This window comes from Aquimarina sp. (assembly GCF_977115655.1).
The window spans coordinates 104,396-122,263 of sequence record NZ_CDSBKO010000007.1; the positions used below are offsets into that span (position 1 = coordinate 104,396).

At 34.1% G+C, this 17,868-nt stretch carries 15 protein-coding genes; 8 read left to right on the plus strand and 7 right to left on the minus strand.

Features of this window, described 5'->3' with window-relative positions:
• Positions 1-16 precede the first annotated feature (16 nt).
• From ACZIYX_RS04565 to tsaB, 8 genes are all read left to right on the plus strand, one after another.
• The gene (locus ACZIYX_RS04565; protein WP_462681016.1) at positions 17-250 is read left to right on the plus strand and encodes a hypothetical protein; all 234 of its coding nucleotides are present in this window, start codon (positions 17-19) and stop codon (positions 248-250) included.
• A 214-nt stretch (positions 251-464) separates the two neighbouring features.
• Positions 465-1,166 (plus strand): ABC transporter ATP-binding protein, encoded by a 702-nt coding sequence (locus tag ACZIYX_RS04570; protein ID WP_462681017.1) that lies wholly within the window; start codon positions 465-467, stop codon positions 1,164-1,166.
• Positions 1,159-2,388, plus strand: coding sequence for an ABC transporter permease (locus ACZIYX_RS04575; RefSeq protein WP_462681018.1), 1,230 nt, complete (start codon positions 1,159-1,161; stop codon positions 2,386-2,388). Before ACZIYX_RS04570 ends, ACZIYX_RS04575 begins: the two co-directional genes overlap by 8 nt.
• Positions 2,389-2,411: 23 nt before the next feature.
• Positions 2,412-3,674, plus strand: coding sequence for an ABC transporter permease (locus ACZIYX_RS04580; RefSeq protein WP_462681019.1), 1,263 nt, complete (start codon positions 2,412-2,414; stop codon positions 3,672-3,674).
• A 36-nt stretch (positions 3,675-3,710) separates the two neighbouring features.
• Positions 3,711-4,835, plus strand: coding sequence for an efflux RND transporter periplasmic adaptor subunit (locus ACZIYX_RS04585; RefSeq protein ID WP_462681020.1), 1,125 nt, complete (start codon positions 3,711-3,713; stop codon positions 4,833-4,835).
• A 124-nt stretch (positions 4,836-4,959) separates the two neighbouring features.
• On the plus strand, positions 4,960-6,405 hold the full coding sequence (locus ACZIYX_RS04590; protein ID WP_462681021.1) for a TolC family protein: 1,446 nt from the start codon (positions 4,960-4,962) through the stop codon (positions 6,403-6,405).
• A 71-nt stretch (positions 6,406-6,476) separates the two neighbouring features.
• On the plus strand, positions 6,477-7,754 hold the full coding sequence (locus tag ACZIYX_RS04595) for an efflux RND transporter periplasmic adaptor subunit (RefSeq protein WP_462681022.1): 1,278 nt from the start codon (positions 6,477-6,479) through the stop codon (positions 7,752-7,754).
• 34 nt (positions 7,755-7,788) lie between these two features.
• Positions 7,789-8,451, plus strand: a complete 663-nt coding sequence (gene tsaB / locus ACZIYX_RS04600; protein ID WP_462681023.1) for a tRNA (adenosine(37)-N6)-threonylcarbamoyltransferase complex dimerization subunit type 1 TsaB — start codon at positions 7,789-7,791, stop codon at positions 8,449-8,451.
• 128 nt (positions 8,452-8,579) lie between these two features.
• Here tsaB and ACZIYX_RS04605 read toward each other — a convergent pair whose 3' ends face one another.
• From ACZIYX_RS04605 to ACZIYX_RS04635, 7 genes are all read right to left on the minus strand, one after another.
• Complete coding sequence (locus ACZIYX_RS04605; protein ID WP_462681024.1) at positions 8,580-9,284, minus strand: hypothetical protein; 705 nt, start codon at positions 9,282-9,284, stop codon at positions 8,580-8,582.
• A gap of 270 nt (positions 9,285-9,554) precedes the next feature.
• Positions 9,555-11,594 (minus strand): thioredoxin domain-containing protein, encoded by a 2,040-nt coding sequence (locus ACZIYX_RS04610; RefSeq protein ID WP_462681040.1) that lies wholly within the window; start codon positions 11,592-11,594, stop codon positions 9,555-9,557.
• Between the two features lie 155 nt (positions 11,595-11,749).
• The gene (locus ACZIYX_RS04615) at positions 11,750-11,950 is read right to left on the minus strand and encodes a dodecin family protein (protein ID WP_027411487.1); all 201 of its coding nucleotides are present in this window, start codon (positions 11,948-11,950) and stop codon (positions 11,750-11,752) included.
• A 208-nt stretch (positions 11,951-12,158) separates the two neighbouring features.
• Positions 12,159-12,542: a glycine cleavage system protein GcvH gene (gene gcvH / locus ACZIYX_RS04620; protein ID WP_462681025.1), complete on the minus strand. Its 384-nt coding sequence runs from the start codon at positions 12,540-12,542 to the stop codon at positions 12,159-12,161.
• Positions 12,543-12,545: 3 nt separating this feature from the next.
• Complete coding sequence (gene gcvT / locus ACZIYX_RS04625; RefSeq protein WP_462681026.1) at positions 12,546-13,640, minus strand: glycine cleavage system aminomethyltransferase GcvT; 1,095 nt, start codon at positions 13,638-13,640, stop codon at positions 12,546-12,548.
• 3 nt (positions 13,641-13,643) lie between these two features.
• The gene (gene gcvP / locus ACZIYX_RS04630; protein WP_462681027.1) at positions 13,644-16,547 is read right to left on the minus strand and encodes an aminomethyl-transferring glycine dehydrogenase; all 2,904 of its coding nucleotides are present in this window, start codon (positions 16,545-16,547) and stop codon (positions 13,644-13,646) included.
• A gap of 19 nt (positions 16,548-16,566) precedes the next feature.
• A complete protein-coding gene (locus tag ACZIYX_RS04635; protein WP_462681028.1) occupies positions 16,567-17,847 on the minus strand; it encodes a serine hydroxymethyltransferase in 1,281 nt (426 codons plus the stop codon).
• Between the last annotated feature and the right edge of the window lie 21 nt (positions 17,848-17,868).

The window sequence follows — 17,868 nt, forward strand, 5'->3', positions numbered from 1 at the left end:
TCTTATAAGTGTGTTTATGAAAACCAAATTTTTATACGCCGTAATCCTATTATTGTTTTTTTCTACCTCTGTAGATGCCCAATGTGCCATGTGTAGAGCTGTTTTAGAAAGCGAAGAAGGGCAAGAAACTGCAAAGGGAATCAATAATGGCATCGTGTATCTAATGATTGTTCCTTATGTTTTAATAGGAACCGTTGGATACTTTGTTTACCGTAATAAAAAAAAATCAAAATCATCTGAAGAACAATAGTTTTGCGGATAATGATTTTTTAACATTTTCCTAACAAGAAAAAATGTAACAAAAATGCAGGTTAGAAAGTCTTATGTAACAAGACTACACTAACCAATTCACAAGTCTTCAAGGTAAGAAACCAGAAGACTGCTCCAGTAATGTTAAGTATTGTTAGTTTGTCTAAATTTTATAGGAGTATAATTTTTATACTCATACATCTTAATCTGGTATTATGATTGAAATAAAGGGCTTACATAAATCTTATAAAATGGGGAGCAATTCGCTTCATGTACTCAAAGGAATTGATTTTAGCGTAAAAGAAGGAGAATTAGTAGCGATTATGGGGTCTTCCGGATCCGGAAAATCTACATTGCTAAATATTTTAGGAATGTTGGATGAAGCAGATAGTGGAACTTATTTTTTAGACAATGTGCCCATTAAAGGGCTAAACGAAACAAAAGCAGCAAAGTATCGTAATAAATTTTTAGGGTTTGTTTTTCAATCTTTTAATCTTATAAATTATAAGACTGCCATGGAAAACGTAGCCCTGCCGTTGTATTACCAACGTAAAAACCGTAAAGAACGAACTGAAAAAGCAATGGATTATCTTGGTAAAGTTGGCCTTACAGATTGGGCAACCCATTTACCAAGTGAACTTTCTGGCGGACAAAAACAACGTGTTGCAATTGCTAGGGCACTGGCAGCAGATCCTAAAGTATTATTGGCAGACGAACCTACAGGCGCTTTGGATAGTAAGACCTCCTATGAGGTAATGGATATTATTCAAAACATTAATGACGAAGGCAAAACAATACTGGTAGTAACTCATGAGCCCGATATAGCAGACATGTGTAAACGCATTGTACATCTTAAAGATGGAGTTATTGTAGAAGACAAACCGGTAAAACAAGTAAGAGCATCTCAATATGTTTGATAGAGATAGGTGGAGAGAAATATTTGAAGCCATAGGTAAAAATAAGCTGCGTACCTTTCTTTCCGGATTTACAGTAGCTTTGGGGATACTAATATTTACAATTCTTTTGGGGCTGGGCAATGGATTGCTTAATAGCTTTTTAAGCAGCTTTGTAGACGATGCCCAAAATATTATATTTATTCGTGGCGGGAATACCTCAAAGGCATATAAAGGCTTTCAGGAAAACAGAAAAATTCAATTTAAAAACGAAGACTTTGAGTTTATAAAAGACAATTATAAAGGCAAAGTTGAATTTGCTACTCCAAGAATTTACAGAGATGGATTAGCAAAATATAAAAAAGAATCAGGAAATTACAGTATTAGGGCAGTACATCCCGATCATCAATATCTGGAAAAAACAATAATGATGAAAGGGAGGTATGTTAATGAAGAAGATATAAAAAAACAAACCAAAAATATTGTAATAGGCAGATTGGTCGAGAAAGACCTGTTTAAAAGCGAAGACGCTTTGGGTAAAATGCTAATTGTAGATGGGATACCATATAAAATAATAGGGGTTTTTCAGGATAGTGGGGGAGATAATGAAGAACGTATAATTTATATGTCATATACCACAGTACAACTACTTTTTGGTAATAATGATTATCTGGACCAGATAAACATATCCTATAATATGGCAATGAGCACAGAACAAGCTATTGCATTTTCCAAACAAATAGAAGAAGATTTAAAAGAAAAATTTAAAGTAGCCCCAGACGATCAAAGCGCTATTAGAGTACGTAGTTTTGCCGAGGATATCAAAGAAACTATGAGTATTCTTCGGGGGATATATCTAATCATATTTGTGATAGGGATAGGAACGCTAATATCCGGGGTAATAGGCATTGGTAATATAATGACATTTAGTGTTAAAGAAAGAACCAAAGAATTAGGTATTAGAAAAGCATTAGGAGCATCACCAAGGTCAATCATAGCAATGGTACTTCAAGAATCCGTACTTATAACCTCTATTGCAGGATATGTAGGATTGCTAATAGGTATTTTAACACTTAAGATTATTGGTAATAGCCTAAAGGATTTTTTTATTTTAAACCCCAAAGTAGATACCAATGTTATTATAATAGCAACAATGATATTAATATTTTTTGGTCTTTTGGCAGGATATATTCCCGCTAGAAGAGCAGCAAAAATAAAGCCCATAATAGCATTACGGGATGAATAATTAATACCTGAAATATAAACAAAATGAAATTTATATTTGAAAGAGATACCTGGCAAGAAATTTATGGAGCTATCCGTAAAAATAAAATCAGGACTGTAATAACAGTTATAGGAGTAACATGGGGAGTCTTTTTATTTGTTTTTCTTTTAGGAATGGCAAAAGGATTGGACAATAGTTTCAGAAGCCAGTTTAATGACTTTGCAACCAATACTATGTTTCTTTGGGGACAACAAACCAGTATCCCCAATGAAGGTTTTAAAAGAGGAAGAACAATGCAACTTACCTTAGATGATGTTAAAGAACTGGAGTCCAAAATAAAAGATATAGAGTATATAGCACCACGCAATGTTACCGGACAATGGGGTACACCACCGGGACAGTTTGTAAAAGGATCAAAATCAGGAGCGTTTAGGGTATTTGGGGATTATCCCACAATTGATAAAGTATCCAAGAAAAAAATATTTGATGGAGGCAGGTTTATCAATGAAGAAGATATTAAATATGAACGTAAAGTGTGTGTTATAGGAGAAGATATATACAAACAATTTTATGATAAAGATGAAAAGGCGGTAGGTAGTTATGTAAGGATAAATGGAATTTATTTTAAAGTAATAGGAGTATACAAGCCAACTCAAACTGGATTTGAAGGCGATGATTCTATTTTTTTACCATTTACAACATTTCAAACCATATTTAATCAGGGAAAAAATATTTCATGGATGGTCATTACCGCCAAAGCAGATAAAGACATAGTAAATACCGAAACTATTATAAAAAACACTCTAAAAAAGATACACAATGTACACCCGGAGGATACGCAGGCTTTTGGAAGTTTTAATTTGGGTCAAGAAGTAGCAAAAGTAAACGGGTTTTTATCAGGAATGCGATTGATAACATACATAGTGGGTATAGCTACACTCATAGCAGGGGTAATAGCAATAGGTAATGTACTTTTAATAACAGTGAAGGAACGTACAAGAGAGATTGGAGTAAGACGGGCCTTAGGAGCAACACCCGCAGAAGTAAGAGGGCAAATCATGTTGGAATCTATTTTACTGACCTTTGTAGCAGGATTATTAGGGTTTATTTTTGGTACCATGCTGCTTTGGGGTATCCATACTATGGTGGGAGATAATAATGATATCCCTATTTTAAATCCAACAGTCGATTTCTTTGCCGCAGGAGGAGCATTATTGGCAATAGTCCTGTTAGGTACCTTAATAGGGCTTATACCAGCACAAAAAGCAGTAAGTGTTCGACCTATAGAAGCTTTAAGAGAAGAATAAAATAACAATAGAATAATCAAATCAATCAGAAATCAAATGAAAAAGTTTTTTAAGATCCTACTAATAGTACTTTTAATAGCTGGACTCGGTTTTTCAGGAAAATATTTAATAGATTCAAATAGCAAGTCCCCTATTGTATATACTACAGAAAAGGCATTTAAAACTTCTATTGAAGAAAAAACTGTAGCTACAGGAAAAGTAATTCCTGAAGATGAAGTCAAAATCAAACCTCAGATCTCGGGAATTATCGAAAAAATCTATGTTAAAGAAGGAATTGCAATAAAATCCGGGGATTTGATAGCAAAAGTAAAAGTAGTGCCAAATGAGCAATCCTTGAATAGCGCCAGAGGACGTGTGAAAAATTCACAAATCCTGCTTAATAACTCCAAAGTAGAATACGAAAGAAATAAAGCTCTTTTTGATAAAGGAGTAATATCCAGTAAAGATTTTAATGCTATAGAATTGCAATATAACCAAGCCAAACAAGACCTTTCTAATTCTCAAAGTGATCTTCAGATTATACGGGTAGGTTCTGCAGGGGGATCTTCAATCGCCAATACTAATATAAGGGCAACAGTATCGGGAACCATTCTGGAAATCCCCGTAAAAGAAGGAGATCAGGTGATTGAAAGTAATAACTTTAATGAAGGGACCACCATTGCAACTATTGCAGATTTAAGTAAAATGATTTTTGAAGGAAAAGTAGATGAAGCCGAAGTAAATAAATTAAAAATAGATATGCCTCTTAAAGTAAGTTTAGGGGCAATAAGAGATAAAGAATTTGATGCAAAATTAAAGTTTATAGCACCCAAAGGAAACGAAGAACAGGGAGCAGTACAATTTAAAATAGAAGGAGACGTGTTTTTGGATAAGTCTTTTTTTATAAGAGCAGGATATAGTGCAAATGCTTCTATTGTTTTGGATACAAAAAATGATGTTCTGGCTATAAAAGAATCGCTTTTGCAATTTGATAAAGAAACACAAAGGCCTTATGTAGAAATACAGACAGGAGATCAAAAATTTGAGAAAAAAGAAATAGAAATAGGAATCTCAGATGGTATTAATGTAGAGGTTATTTCAGGAATAACCCAAGCAGATAATATTAAAGTTTGGAATAAAACAGAGCCCATAAAGAAAAAAAGTGAAGAAGCACAAGACTAAAGTTTAAAAAAAAACTGTAACAACAGTAATTAAATATATACATATACGTAGTAATGAAATAAGTCGTAACGATTAGGGTTATGAAATACAGATTTGACTACAGAAAATAATAAACTAAAAACAGATGAAATTAATAGTAAAAGATGTAAGCAAATTTTCGTCACAATCGGATGCTTTAAATTTTTTTGGGATAAAAATTAAAATCATAGCCTTATGGATAGCATTTTTTGGAGTGTTAGATGCAAAATCACAAACACAAGAAAAAAAATGGACACTACGAGAATGTGTAGAATATGCTTTAGAAAATAACATTTCTATAAAACAATCTGCATTAGATATGGAGTCTGCCAGTATTGATCAAGTAGATGCTTTAGGGAGGTTTTTGCCATCTGTAAATGCATCTGCATCCAATTCCTGGAATTCTGGTCTAAGACCCGACCCACAAACAGGAATTAATAAAAATCAAACAGTAAGAAGTTCTTCCTATGGAGTAAATTTGGGACTAACATTGTTTGATGGATTAAGAAATTTTAGGCAACTGGAAAGAGCAAAATTGAATAGTTTATTAAGCAAATACAGTTTAGGAAAGTCTAAAGACGATATAGCTTTATTTGTAGCCAATAGCTACCTAAAAGTATTGCTAAACAAAGAATCCTTAAAAGTTATAGTAAAGCAACACGAAATTACTTTAGAACAATTAAAAAGAACCCGGGATCTGGTAGAAGCAGGAGTATTGCCCCAAGGAGATCTTTTAGAAATTGAAGCGACCTCTGCAGATGAGCTGACCAGAATTGTACAAGGAGAAAACCTAGTGCAAATAGCATTGATTAGTTTGGCACAAACCCTACTTATTAAAGACTATGAGAGTTTTGATATAGCAGAACAAGAATATATAGTTCCGGATGCCGAAATAATGGAAAAACCAATAGATCAGGTTATAGCACAAGCAAGGGAATCGAGATACGAAGTGCAAATCGCCGAACAAAATAGATTGATTGCAGAAAAAGAATTAAGCATTGCCAGAGGAGCTTATTACCCTACATTAAATGCATCTTTTGGCGTAAGTACTTTTGAGACAGGAGCAGACAGAATTATAGGTGTCAATAGTTCTAATGAAACCATATTGGGAAAACCAGTTCCATTTTTTGACCAGCTATCAGATAATTATGGGCTTAACTATGGATTTAGTTTGACAATCCCCATTTTTAATGGTTTTTCAACCAGAAATGCTGTAAAAAGAAGTAAAATTAATATAAAACGCACAGAGTTTCAGTTAGAAAAAACACAATTGGATTTGGATAGTAATGTATATCAGGCATATCTTGATGCAAAAGGAGCGGCAGAGGCATACGAGGCAGCTCAGGTTTCTGTAAAAGCAAGAGAAAGAGCTTATGAATATGCAAAAGACAGATATGACGTAGGGTTGACCAATGCATTTGATTTTAGCCAGTCAAAGTTTAAATTAGAAGAAGCTCAAAGCCAGGTGGTACAAAACAAATTTGACTATATTTTTAAATTAAAAGTACTGGAACTTTATTTTGGAATAAAGATAGCAGATATCAAATTATAAGATAATTGGGTTTTGTTTTAACCTATATGCAAATTATTTTTTCATCATTATAAATAACGATAAACAATATCATGAATAAAAAGAAATTACTCATTGTTTTAAGTATAATTGTTGTTTTGATCGTGCTACTTGTTTACGGAAAAAAAGCAGGATGGTTTGGTAAAACCGGAAATTTTAAAGAAGTATCGGTTACTAAAATTGAAAAAATCGATATTATAGAAAAAGTTTCTGCTACAGGTAAAATCCAACCAGAAGTAGAAGTCAAACTTTCTTCAGAAGTATCCGGAGAAATTATTGATCTACCTGTTAAAGAAGGGCAACAAGTTCAAAAAGGAGCTCTTTTAGTACGTATTAACCCGGATATTATTCAATCCGGATTAACCAGGTCTCAGGCAACTTTAGAAAACGTAAGAGCAGGACTCAGACAAGCAGAAGCAACCCTGAAAGAGTCTAAATTGAATTATGAACGCAACAAAGGATTATTTGACAAAGGTGTAATCTCTAAGGCAGAATGGGATAAAGCAATCTCTGCTTATGAAGGTGCAGAAGCAGCCAAACAATCTGCATATTATAATGTTAGAAGTGCCCAGGCAACCGTAAATGAAGCTAAAGATAATTTAAACAGAACCTCTATTTATGCTCCTATGACAGGCACTATTTCTAAACTGTCTGTAGAATTAGGAGAAAGAGTAGTAGGTACCCAGCAAATGGCAGGAACTGAAATTATAAGAGTAGCAAACCTTAATAATATGGAAGTGGTGGTAGATGTAAATGAAAATGATATTGTTAAAATTTCTATTGCCGATTCAACTATTGTAGAAGTAGATGCATATTTAAAAAAGAAATTTAAAGGAATAGTTACAGAAATAGCAAACTCTGCAGAAAGCACTACAAGCGCAGACCAAGTGACTAATTTTAAAGTTAAAGTTAGGATTTTGGAAGAATCTTATGCAGATTTAACAGAAGACAAGCCAGATAATTATTCTCCATTTCGACCAGGAATGACAGCTACGGTAGATATTATAACAGATAAAAGGCAAAATGTTATAGGTGTTCCCATAAGCTCCATTGTTGTTAAAAATGATACTTCTAATGTTAAAGAGCAGTTATCTAAAGATCCAATAATAAAAGATACAGATAAAAAGTTTGAATGTGTATTTGTTAAAGATGGGGAAACAGCAAAATTAAGAGTGATAAAAACCGCAATCCAGGATGATAGTAATATTGAGGTAACAAGTGGTTTGCAAGTAGGAGATGAGGTAATAACCGGACCATATAATGTAGTTACCAAAATACTAAAAAATGGAGATAAAGTAATTTCTGAAACAGAGGCGAAATCTAAAAAATAGACATAATTAGATTATCTTTGCCAAAATTTTAATAATGGCATATATTCTCTGTATAGAAACTTCAACAACCAATTGCTCTGTAGCTTTAGTAAAAGACGCAAAAGTAATCAGGCTAAAAGAGGATTATGATAGCAATTATTCACATGCAGAACGATTACATACATTTATTAATGATGTAGTTAAAGATGAGGGATTATCTTTAAAAGACCTTTCGGCTGTTTCCATTAGCAAGGGACCCGGATCCTATACAGGATTAAGAATTGGGGTTTCTGCGGCAAAAGGCTTATGTTTTGCATTAGACATTCCATTGATATCAGTGCCAACTCTGCAATCCCTGGCACTACAAGTACCTAAGGTAAAAGACAGCTATATTGTTTCTATGATTGATGCAAGGAGAATGGAAGTTTATTCTGCTGTTTTTTCCGATTCTTACAAAGAAATACGAGAAACAAAAGCAGAAATCCTTACAGATTCCTCATTTAAGGAATATTTGAATAAAGGTAAAGTATATTTTATTGGTAATGGGGTAGAAAAATTTTTGGGGATTTGCCCCGAAAAAAATGCAGTTTTTATACAAGGTAAATTACCATCAGCAAACGAAATGGCAGAATTAAGTTGTTCTAAATTTTTAAAAAAGGACTTCGAAGATGTTAGTTACTTTGAGCCTTATTATTTAAAAGATTTTGTAGCAGGTTAAGGTAGTTAAGTATAATTGATATAATACTATTTCAAAGTTAAAATGGTATAAAACATTTAAGAACTTTAAAAAAAAACTGCCATCTGTAAAAGATAGCAGTTTTTGAATATAAGTAATTATTCCAAATCTTAATTTCTGTCAACTCTATTAGTTAATAGGCTTTGAGAAGAAGGTGAACCAGAGCTTTTTAATGCATTATACCGGGCTACTAACCGAATTAAATCCTCTTCTTTTCGTAAACGAATCTTTTCCTTTTTTATATATTCTTTTAGCTCATTTTCTTTATCATTAAACGTGGCAAGCATATCGTTTTTGTTCATAGGTAACTCCATAATTACCCCAGCTTCTTCCAAGTAATAAGTTGTAATCATTCTAACTGCTCCCGGCTCGGTAGGAGCACCCACACCTACACCACTTCTGGGCTCTTTTATTTTTAATGATAATTTTTTATATATACTATAAGTGTCTGTCAATTCTACCAAAATATAATAACCACTTCGATCTACTCCTCTTTGACCTTCAAAGTCGCAATAATAAAAATAATCTCCATCGATTCTGGCATGGATAGTTGGTTTTTTAACAAGTTCGTATAATTGAGAACCAGAATCATATTCTAAAGCATCTGCATGGATGTTATATCTAAGTTTTGCATCAAATGTAGTGGATTTTTCGTGTATAACATTGGCATCTTTGTAGCTACTGGTCATATATATACTACCATCATAATCTTCAAAGGTGTAATCCTTTTGGGTAGTATTTAATAAATCTCTGGGTAGTTGTGCAAAAATTGTTGACGATAATGCTAAGCATAAAAAAAGTAGTATTTTTCTCATAGTATTCAGATTTAGGTATTCTGAATTTAAGGAATTATCTCAGACCAGGCAATTTTCATATCTTTTTAAATATATTTTTACGAATTATTAACTAATTTAAACAATTTGATAAATTTTTATTAACAAAAAGTTAATTTTAATAAATAAACCATATAGTATATTTATGGAAAAACCGTAATATTCTGTAGGATTTAGATTACTATCGTTATGGTTTTAATAATATTAAACAGCAAATAATCAATATAGTATAAGTATTTTTACTAGTAATTATTAATTATCTAATAATTGAATGATTTCACTGGCATATTCAACAGGATATTTACAGGCATTATTTATACACAGGTATATTAAAGTTTTACCTTCTACAAACCTATTTTTTAATAATGCACTTTCAGATTCTGTAATGTCTCCTGCAACCAGTTTATTGGGTATATAAGTTTTATTGATATCTTTGAGTTTTATTTTAGCATCTTCCCCGGTAATTGCCAATTCATAATAATCAAAAGAAAAATTAAGCATAAGATCTAACCAGTTAGAGTATCCAGAGGCATAAGAGTTGATTTGTGGTTGGATATTATGTAACATTTTTTCACTGATCTCCTTATAATTGGACTTATCGAAATAATGAGATAGTAAAAACAAGTTTTTAGCCATAATTGAATTTGATGCGGGAATCACATTATCACTATATTCTATTGTTCTTGTAATAAGTTCCGGATCCTGGTCTGAGGTAAAGTAAAATATATTTTTGTCGACATTAAAAAAATGTGCCAGTGTATATTCTGTAAGTTGCTTGGATATCTCTAACCATTCCGGATCAAAAGTATTTTGGTATAATGTTATAAATGCTTCAGTAACAATAGCATAATCTTCCAGATATCCATTAATGGTACTTTTGCCATTTTTATAATTATGAAATAACGAAAAGTCCTTTTTTAGTTGAGTATTTTTAATAAAGTTTGCATTTTTTAAGGCAGCGTCCAAAAATTTTTGCTCTCCAAATACTCTATACGCATCCAAATAACCTTTTAGCATTAACGCATTCCAGGAAGTCAGGGTTTTATCATCTAATCCGGGTCTGGGGCGGTTCTCTCTTTCTTTATGTAAAATACCTTTCCAGAGGTCTGTTTTTTGATGTAATTTTTTTGGATCTATCTTATGTTTTTCGGCAAACTTTTGGTCGCTCTCTTTTTTAATTAGGACATAGTTGTCTTTTTCCCAAAACCCATAGGGGTTTATGTTATAATATTCAGAGAAAAGAGTATAATCTTCATTCAGTAATTTTTTTAACTCTTCTTTTTTCCAGACATAAAAGGCACCTTCTTCTAATTCTCCTGTTATATTTTTACTATCGGCATCCAGAGATGAATAAAAAACACCTTCGGGATTGGTAAGCTCCCTGGATACAAACTCTAGTGTTTCATAAACCACATCCTTAAACCAAGGGTCTTTGGTAAGTAAAAAAGCATCAGAATACAAACTTACCAGTTGTGCATTGTCGTACAACATTTTTTCAAAGTGGGGGACATGCCATTTTTCGTCTGTTGAATATCTCGAAAAACCTCCTCCTGCATGGTCATATACCCCTCCGTAAGATATTTTGGTTAAAGTGTTTTTTACAAATTGTAATATTTCTTCATTTTTTGTCTGATAACCATAGCGAAGTAAAAACTGATAATTATTGGGCATCATGAATTTAGGAACTCGTTTTGTACCCCCTTCTTTATGGTCAAAATTTTTGCTCCACTCTTTTACAGAAGCAGCAATAACATCTGGATTAAAGTTTATTGCGTTTGTATTTACTTCAACAAGCTCTGCCTCTTTAATTCCTTGTTCTAGTTTTGTTGCGTATTCTATTAATTTTTCTGGTTGTTTTTCATGTAAGCTTGCCATTTGTTTTAATGCCTCTATCCAATCTCCTTTCTTAAAATAAGTACCTCCCCAAACAGGTCTTCCATCTGGTAGTGTAATCATATTAAGAGGCCAGCCGCCACTACCAGTCATTAATTGAACAGCATTCATATATACCTGATCTACGTCTGGTCGCTCTTCACGGTCTACTTTTATATTTATGTAACTGGTGTTCATTGTTTTAGCAACCAAGGTGTCTTCAAAACTTTCATGTTCCATAACATGGCACCAATGGCAGGCTGCATACCCTATACTTACAATAATAAGTTTGTTTTCTTCTTTGGCTTGTTTTAGCGTTTTTTCATTCCATGGTTTCCAGTTAACAGGATTGTGAGCATGTTGTAAGAGATACGGGCTTGTTTCATGAATTAAATCGTTTGTATAGGCATGTTGTTCCATAGAAGATTTATTTGGGCTGGTACAAGCAGTGAAAAGAAGTATTAAAACTATAATATATAAGTATTTCACAGAAGATCATTTTTTAGTAATGCCTAAAAATATAAAAAGCATCCTGAATAATGCAGGATGCTTTTGGTAAAGAAACTATAATTTTTTTATTTTACTTCGAAAGAGATTTTTAAGTTTACCCTAAACTCTGTTACTTCATCCTCTCTAACGACTACACTTTGATCCACTATATATGCAGATTTAATATTTTTTACAGACTTGCTAGCTTGTTTAACTGCATTTTTGGTAGCATCTTCCCAACTTTTTTCAGAATTTGCTAATACTTCAATAACTTTAATAATTGCCATTTTTTTGAATTTTTTTAAGTTAAATTTTATAAAGAGTCTCTAAGATACAAGATACTTCGCTCTATTTTGAACAAAACAGTTTGATATTTTGATAATTTCTCGGTGTAATGATATAATTATCGCTAAAAAACCTTTTTTTTTAAATTAAAATATGCATTCTTCAAAAATGATATACTACAGTTGTTTAGTTATTCAAAATGATTTGTTGCTATTCTTCGCCAATTAATTTTTTATATTCATTAGCATCTAATAAAGAGCTGATCTCATCTGGGTTAGAGATTTCTATTTTAGCCAACCATCCTTCGTTATAAGGATCAGAATTAACAGTTTCTGGTTCAGATTCTAATTTATCGTTAATTTCAATAACGGTTCCAGAAACGGGCATAAAGATATCCGATACTGTTTTAACGGCTTCGATAGATCCCATTACTTCCCCTTCACTAAGTTCTTCATCCAGAGATTCCATTTCTACATAAACGATATCTCCCAGTTCGCCCTGCGCAAAGTCGGTAATTCCTATATATGCTATATTTCCTTCAATTCTGATCCATTCGTGATCTTTACTATATTTTAATTCTTGTGGTATATTCATGATTTACTTTTTGATAAATGGTAGTTTTTTTACGATTGCTTCAACTCGTTTGTTTCTGATTTCAATAAAAACAGGACTATCTGCTTTTGTATGGGAAACGGTTACATAACCAAGCCCTATTCCTTTTTCGAGCATAGGGGATTGACTTCCGGAAGTTACGTTTCCGATAAGGTTATCCTTTTCGTCATAGATTTTGTATCCGGCTCTGGGAATACCTTTTTCTATCATTTCAAAACCAACCAATCTGCGGGTAATTCCTTCTTCCTTTTGTTGTTGTAAAGCTTCAGAGTTAATAAATGGTTTTGTAAATTTTGTGATCCATCCCAGTCCTGCTTCTAATGGCGAAGTGGTGTCATCGATATCATTTCCGTACAGGCAAAATCCCATTTCTAATCGTAATGTATCTCTTGCTCCAAGCCCTATTGGTTGAATATTATCTTCTTTTCCTGCATCTAAAATAGCATCCCAAAGCTTTTCTGCGCCAGTATTAGGTACATAAAGCTCAAATCCTCCTGCACCAGTATATCCTGTAGCAGAAATGATTACATTTTGTATTCCTGCAATTTCGCCAATAACAAAAGTATAATATGGTATGTCTGCAAGAGCTACCTTAGTAAGTTGTTGTAATACTTTAGTTGCCAACGGTCCTTGAACGGCAAAAAGAGAGATGTCATTAGAGCGGTCAGTCATTTCTACATTTTCGGTATTATGACTTTGTATCCAGTTCCAATCTTTTTCTATATTAGAAGCATTAACTACCAAAAGATATTCTTCTTCTTCTAATTTATAGATAATAAGATCATCTACTACACCACCTTTTTCATTAGGCATGCAAGAATATTGTGCACTCCCAATATTTAGTTTGGCAGCGTCGTTGCTACTTATTTTTTGAATCAGATCTAATGCTTTTGGACCTTTTAAGATAAATTCCCCCATGTGGGATACATCAAAAATACCAACGCCCTCCCGCACGGTTTTATGTTCTTGTACAACCGATGTATATTGCAGGGGCATCAAATATCCTGCAAAAGGAACCATTTTTGCCCCTAATTCTTTATGTTTAGCTTCGAGAGCTATACTAATTAATTCTGTATCCATGATTTAGTTTATCGTTATTTCCGGGTTTTTTATCTCTTCTTCAAAGGCAGATAGTGGCAGGCAGCTGCACATTAGGTTTCTATCCCCATACGCATCATTTACACGCCCTACACTAGGCCAAAATTTATTGTTTTTGATATAGGGCAAAGGAAAAGCTGCTTTGGTTCTGGAATATGGCATATCCCATACTTCTTTAGCAATAAAATCCAGAGTATGTGGTGCATTTTTTAAAACATTATGCTCTCTTGAAGCTGTTCCGTTTTCTATTTCACGTATTTCATTTCTAATACTTATCATGGCGTTAATAAAACGATCCAGTTCTTCTATAGTTTCACTTTCTGTAGGTTCTATCATGATAGTTCCTGCAACCGGAAAAGAAACTGTTGGTGCATGAAAACCATAATCCATAAGTCTTTTAGCAATATCGGTTACGGTTATATCTTCTTCTTTAAATGCTCTGCAATCAATAATAAGTTCGTGCGCATTGCGTCCGTTTTCTCCGGTAAACAAAATAGGGTAATGGTTTGCTAATTTTTCTTTTATATAATTAGCATTAAGGATTGCCATTTCTGTTGCGGCGGTTAATCCTTCGCCTCCCATTAATGCTATATATGCATAGGATATAGATAGTATACTTGCACTACCCCAGGGAGCTGCAGAGATTGCTGCGATTGCTTTTTCTCCTCCGGCATTTTTTACTACGGCATTACCGGGGATAAAAGGGGCAAGTTCTTTGCTAACAGCAATAGGTCCCATACCAGGGCCACCACCGCCATGCGGAATACAAAAAGTTTTATGAAGATTAAGGTGACATACATCTGCACCAATAATTCCCGGACTGGTTAATCCTACCTGAGCATTTAGATTTGCTCCGTCCAAATATACTTTTCCTCCATTATCATGTATAATCTTGCAGGCTTCTTGGATGTTTTCTTCAAAAACACCATGAGTAGAAGGGTAGGTAACCATTAAAGCCATTAAATTATCTTTATATTTTTCGGCTTTAGCTCGTAAATCCTCCATATTTATATCTCCATTTTCTCTACAAGATACAATCACTACATTTTGCCCTGCCATAGCTGCAGTTGCGGGGTTGGTACCATGTGCAGAGGCTGGTATAAGAGTTACGTTTCTGTGTTTCTGGTTTTTGTTTGCAAAGTATGCTTTTATAACCATTAATCCGGCAAGTTCACCTTGTGCGCCACTGTTTGGTTGTAACGAGGTAGTATATAAACCTGTTATTTCGGCAAGCCATGCTGCCAGGTGCTCAAACATTTGGTGGTATCCTTTTGCTTGATTTACAGGAACAAAAGGATGGATATTAGCAAGCTCCCCCCAGGATAAAGGCATCATTTCGGTAGTTGCGTTTAACTTCATGGTACAAGATCCCAAAGCAATCATAGAGTGTACTAATGAAAGATCTTTGTTTTCTAGTCTCTTCAGATACCTAAGCATTTCATGCTCTGCCTGATATGAGTTAAATACAGGGTGTTCTAAATAAGAAGATTTTCTTTGTAATAAAGCCGGGATAGCAGTGCTTTCTACTTTCCAATCTTCTATTTTTATAGTTTTTCCTTTTGCTAATGCAAAGATTTCGATAATATCCTCCAGATCTTTTATGCTGGTTTTTTCATGCAATGATATTCCTATATGGTTGTCTTCAAAATATCTAAAGTTGATTTCTTTATCCAGAGCTAGTCTTTCAATACTATCTTTGTCTTCTACTTCAATCTTTAAAGTATCATAAAAGTGTGTATTGGTTTGTGTATACCCCAGTTTTTCTAATTCCTGATGCAGTTTGGAAGCAGATAAATGAATTTTGTTTGCTATTTGTGTGACACCATCTTTTCCGTGGTATACAGCATACATTCCTGCCATTACCGCCAGCAGTACTTGTGCTGTACAGATATTAGAGGTTGCTTTTTCTCTTTTAATATGCTGTTCTCTGGTTTGTAATGCCATTCTATATGCAGGACGGCCATGACTATCTTCGGTTACTCCTATTATTCTACCAGGAATATGACGTTTATATTCTTCTTTGGTAGCAAAATAAGCTGCATGTGGTCCTCCATATCCTAGCGGGACTCCAAATCTTTGCGAAGTACCTACTACCACATCTGCCCCCATCTCACCAGGAGGGGTGATATGTGTTAGAGCCATTAAATCGCAAGCTACAGCAACTTTTACATCCTGCTTTTGTGCTTTAGCGATATAGGATATTGGGTCTGTAATCGCTCCATCACTATTTGGGTATTGTATAAAAATCCCAAAAAGGTCCGGGTCTGCAATATCTAATGTTGCAATATCACCAACAACTACATTAATACCTACAGGTTCTGCACGACCTATCATTAATTCTATGGTATGCGGAAATGTTTTTTGATCGATAAAAAAGGTGTTAGCCTGGTTTTTTGCTCTGCTTTTTACCCGATCAAGAAGTGTCATTGCTTCTGCAGCTGCAGTAGCTTCATCTAGCAAAGAGGCATTGGCAATTTCCATTCCGGTAAGATCTGTGATCATGGTTTGGTAGTTAATCAAAGCTTCGAGTCTGCCTTGCGCTATTTCTGCCTGATATGGTGTATATGCGGTATACCATGCAGGGTTTTCCAGAATATTTCGTTGGATAACCGGTGGGACAATACAATCATGATATCCCATTCCTATAAAAGAACGGTATATTTTGTTTTTCCCCATCATGGATTTAAAGTTGGTAAGAAACTCTAATTCTGTTTGTGCAGCAGGTAATGCCAATGGTTTTGCAGAACGAATATTTTTTGGTACGGTTTCCTCAATTAATTGTGCTAATGAGGTTACCCCGATTACGTTAAGCATTTGATCAACTTCATTTTTTCCAGGACCTATATGTCTTGGTTGAAATTCTTGTTTAAGGTTACTTAGATCCTTCATAATATACTATCCCGTTAATTTATTTGTATAATGGAAAATTTACCATCCAGTTGTTTACTTCTTTTTTAACAGATATAATTTTAGAGTCATTATCGTGATTTGATAATACCTCGTCTATAAAATCTACCATGGTATACATATCTTCTTCTTTCATTCCTCTGGTAGTAATAGCAGAGGTTCCTAATCGCATTCCTGAGGTTACAAAAGGAGATTTGTCATCAAAAGGAACCATGTTTTTATTAATAGTTATATCTGCTTTTATTAGTGTGTTTTCTGCTAGTTTACCAGTAAGGTTTTTGGATCTTAGGTCAATAAGTGCCATGTGGTTATCGGTTCCGTTAGAGATGATCTCATATCCTCTTTCGATTAAGGCGGTACACATAGCCTTAGCATTTTTTGCAACTTGTTCTACATAAGTTTTATAATCATCTGTCAATGCTTCTCCAAAAGCAACAGCTTTTGCTGCAATAACATGTTCTAGCGGTCCTCCTTGCGTTCCCGGAAAAACCCCCATATCCAATATGTTGGACATCATTTTTAGATCTCCTTTTTTGGTGGTATCCCCCCAGGGATTCTCAAAATCTTTGCCCATCATAATCATTCCACCTCTGGGACCTCTTAATGTTTTATGGGTAGTAGTGGTTACAATATGACAATGTGGTAATGGGTCGTTTAATAAACCTTTTGAAATTAATCCTGCAGGGTGAGAGATATCTGCTAATAATAAAGCGCCAACCTGATCTGCTATAGCTCTTAATCTTTTATAATCCCAATCACGGCTATATGCAGAGGCTCCACAAACAATAAGTTTTGGTCTCTCTGTTTCTGCAATTTCTGCAACAGTATCCCAATTGATTAAACCAGTTTCTTTTTCTACACCATAAAAACTTGGTCGGTATAGTTTTCCTGAAAAATTTACAGGGGATCCATGGGTAAGATGCCCCCCATGTGATAAGTCAAAACCTAATATTTTATCTCCGGCATTAAGACAAGCAAGCATTACTGCTGCATTTGCCTGTGCACCAGAGTGTGGTTGTACATTTACCCATTCTGCTCCAAATAATTTTGCAGCTCTGTTTATGGCAAGGGTTTCTACTTTGTCTACCACTTCACAGCCACCATAATATCTTTTGCCAGGAAGACCTTCTGCATATTTATTAGTAAGAGAAGAACCCATGGCAGCCATTACTTGTTTCGAAGTAAAATTTTCTGATGCAATAAGTTCAATACCATTTTCCTGACGTTCTGTTTCTTCTGCGATAAGATTTTTTATTTCTATATCCTGAATATCTTGTATCATAGGTTGTTTTTTGATAATACA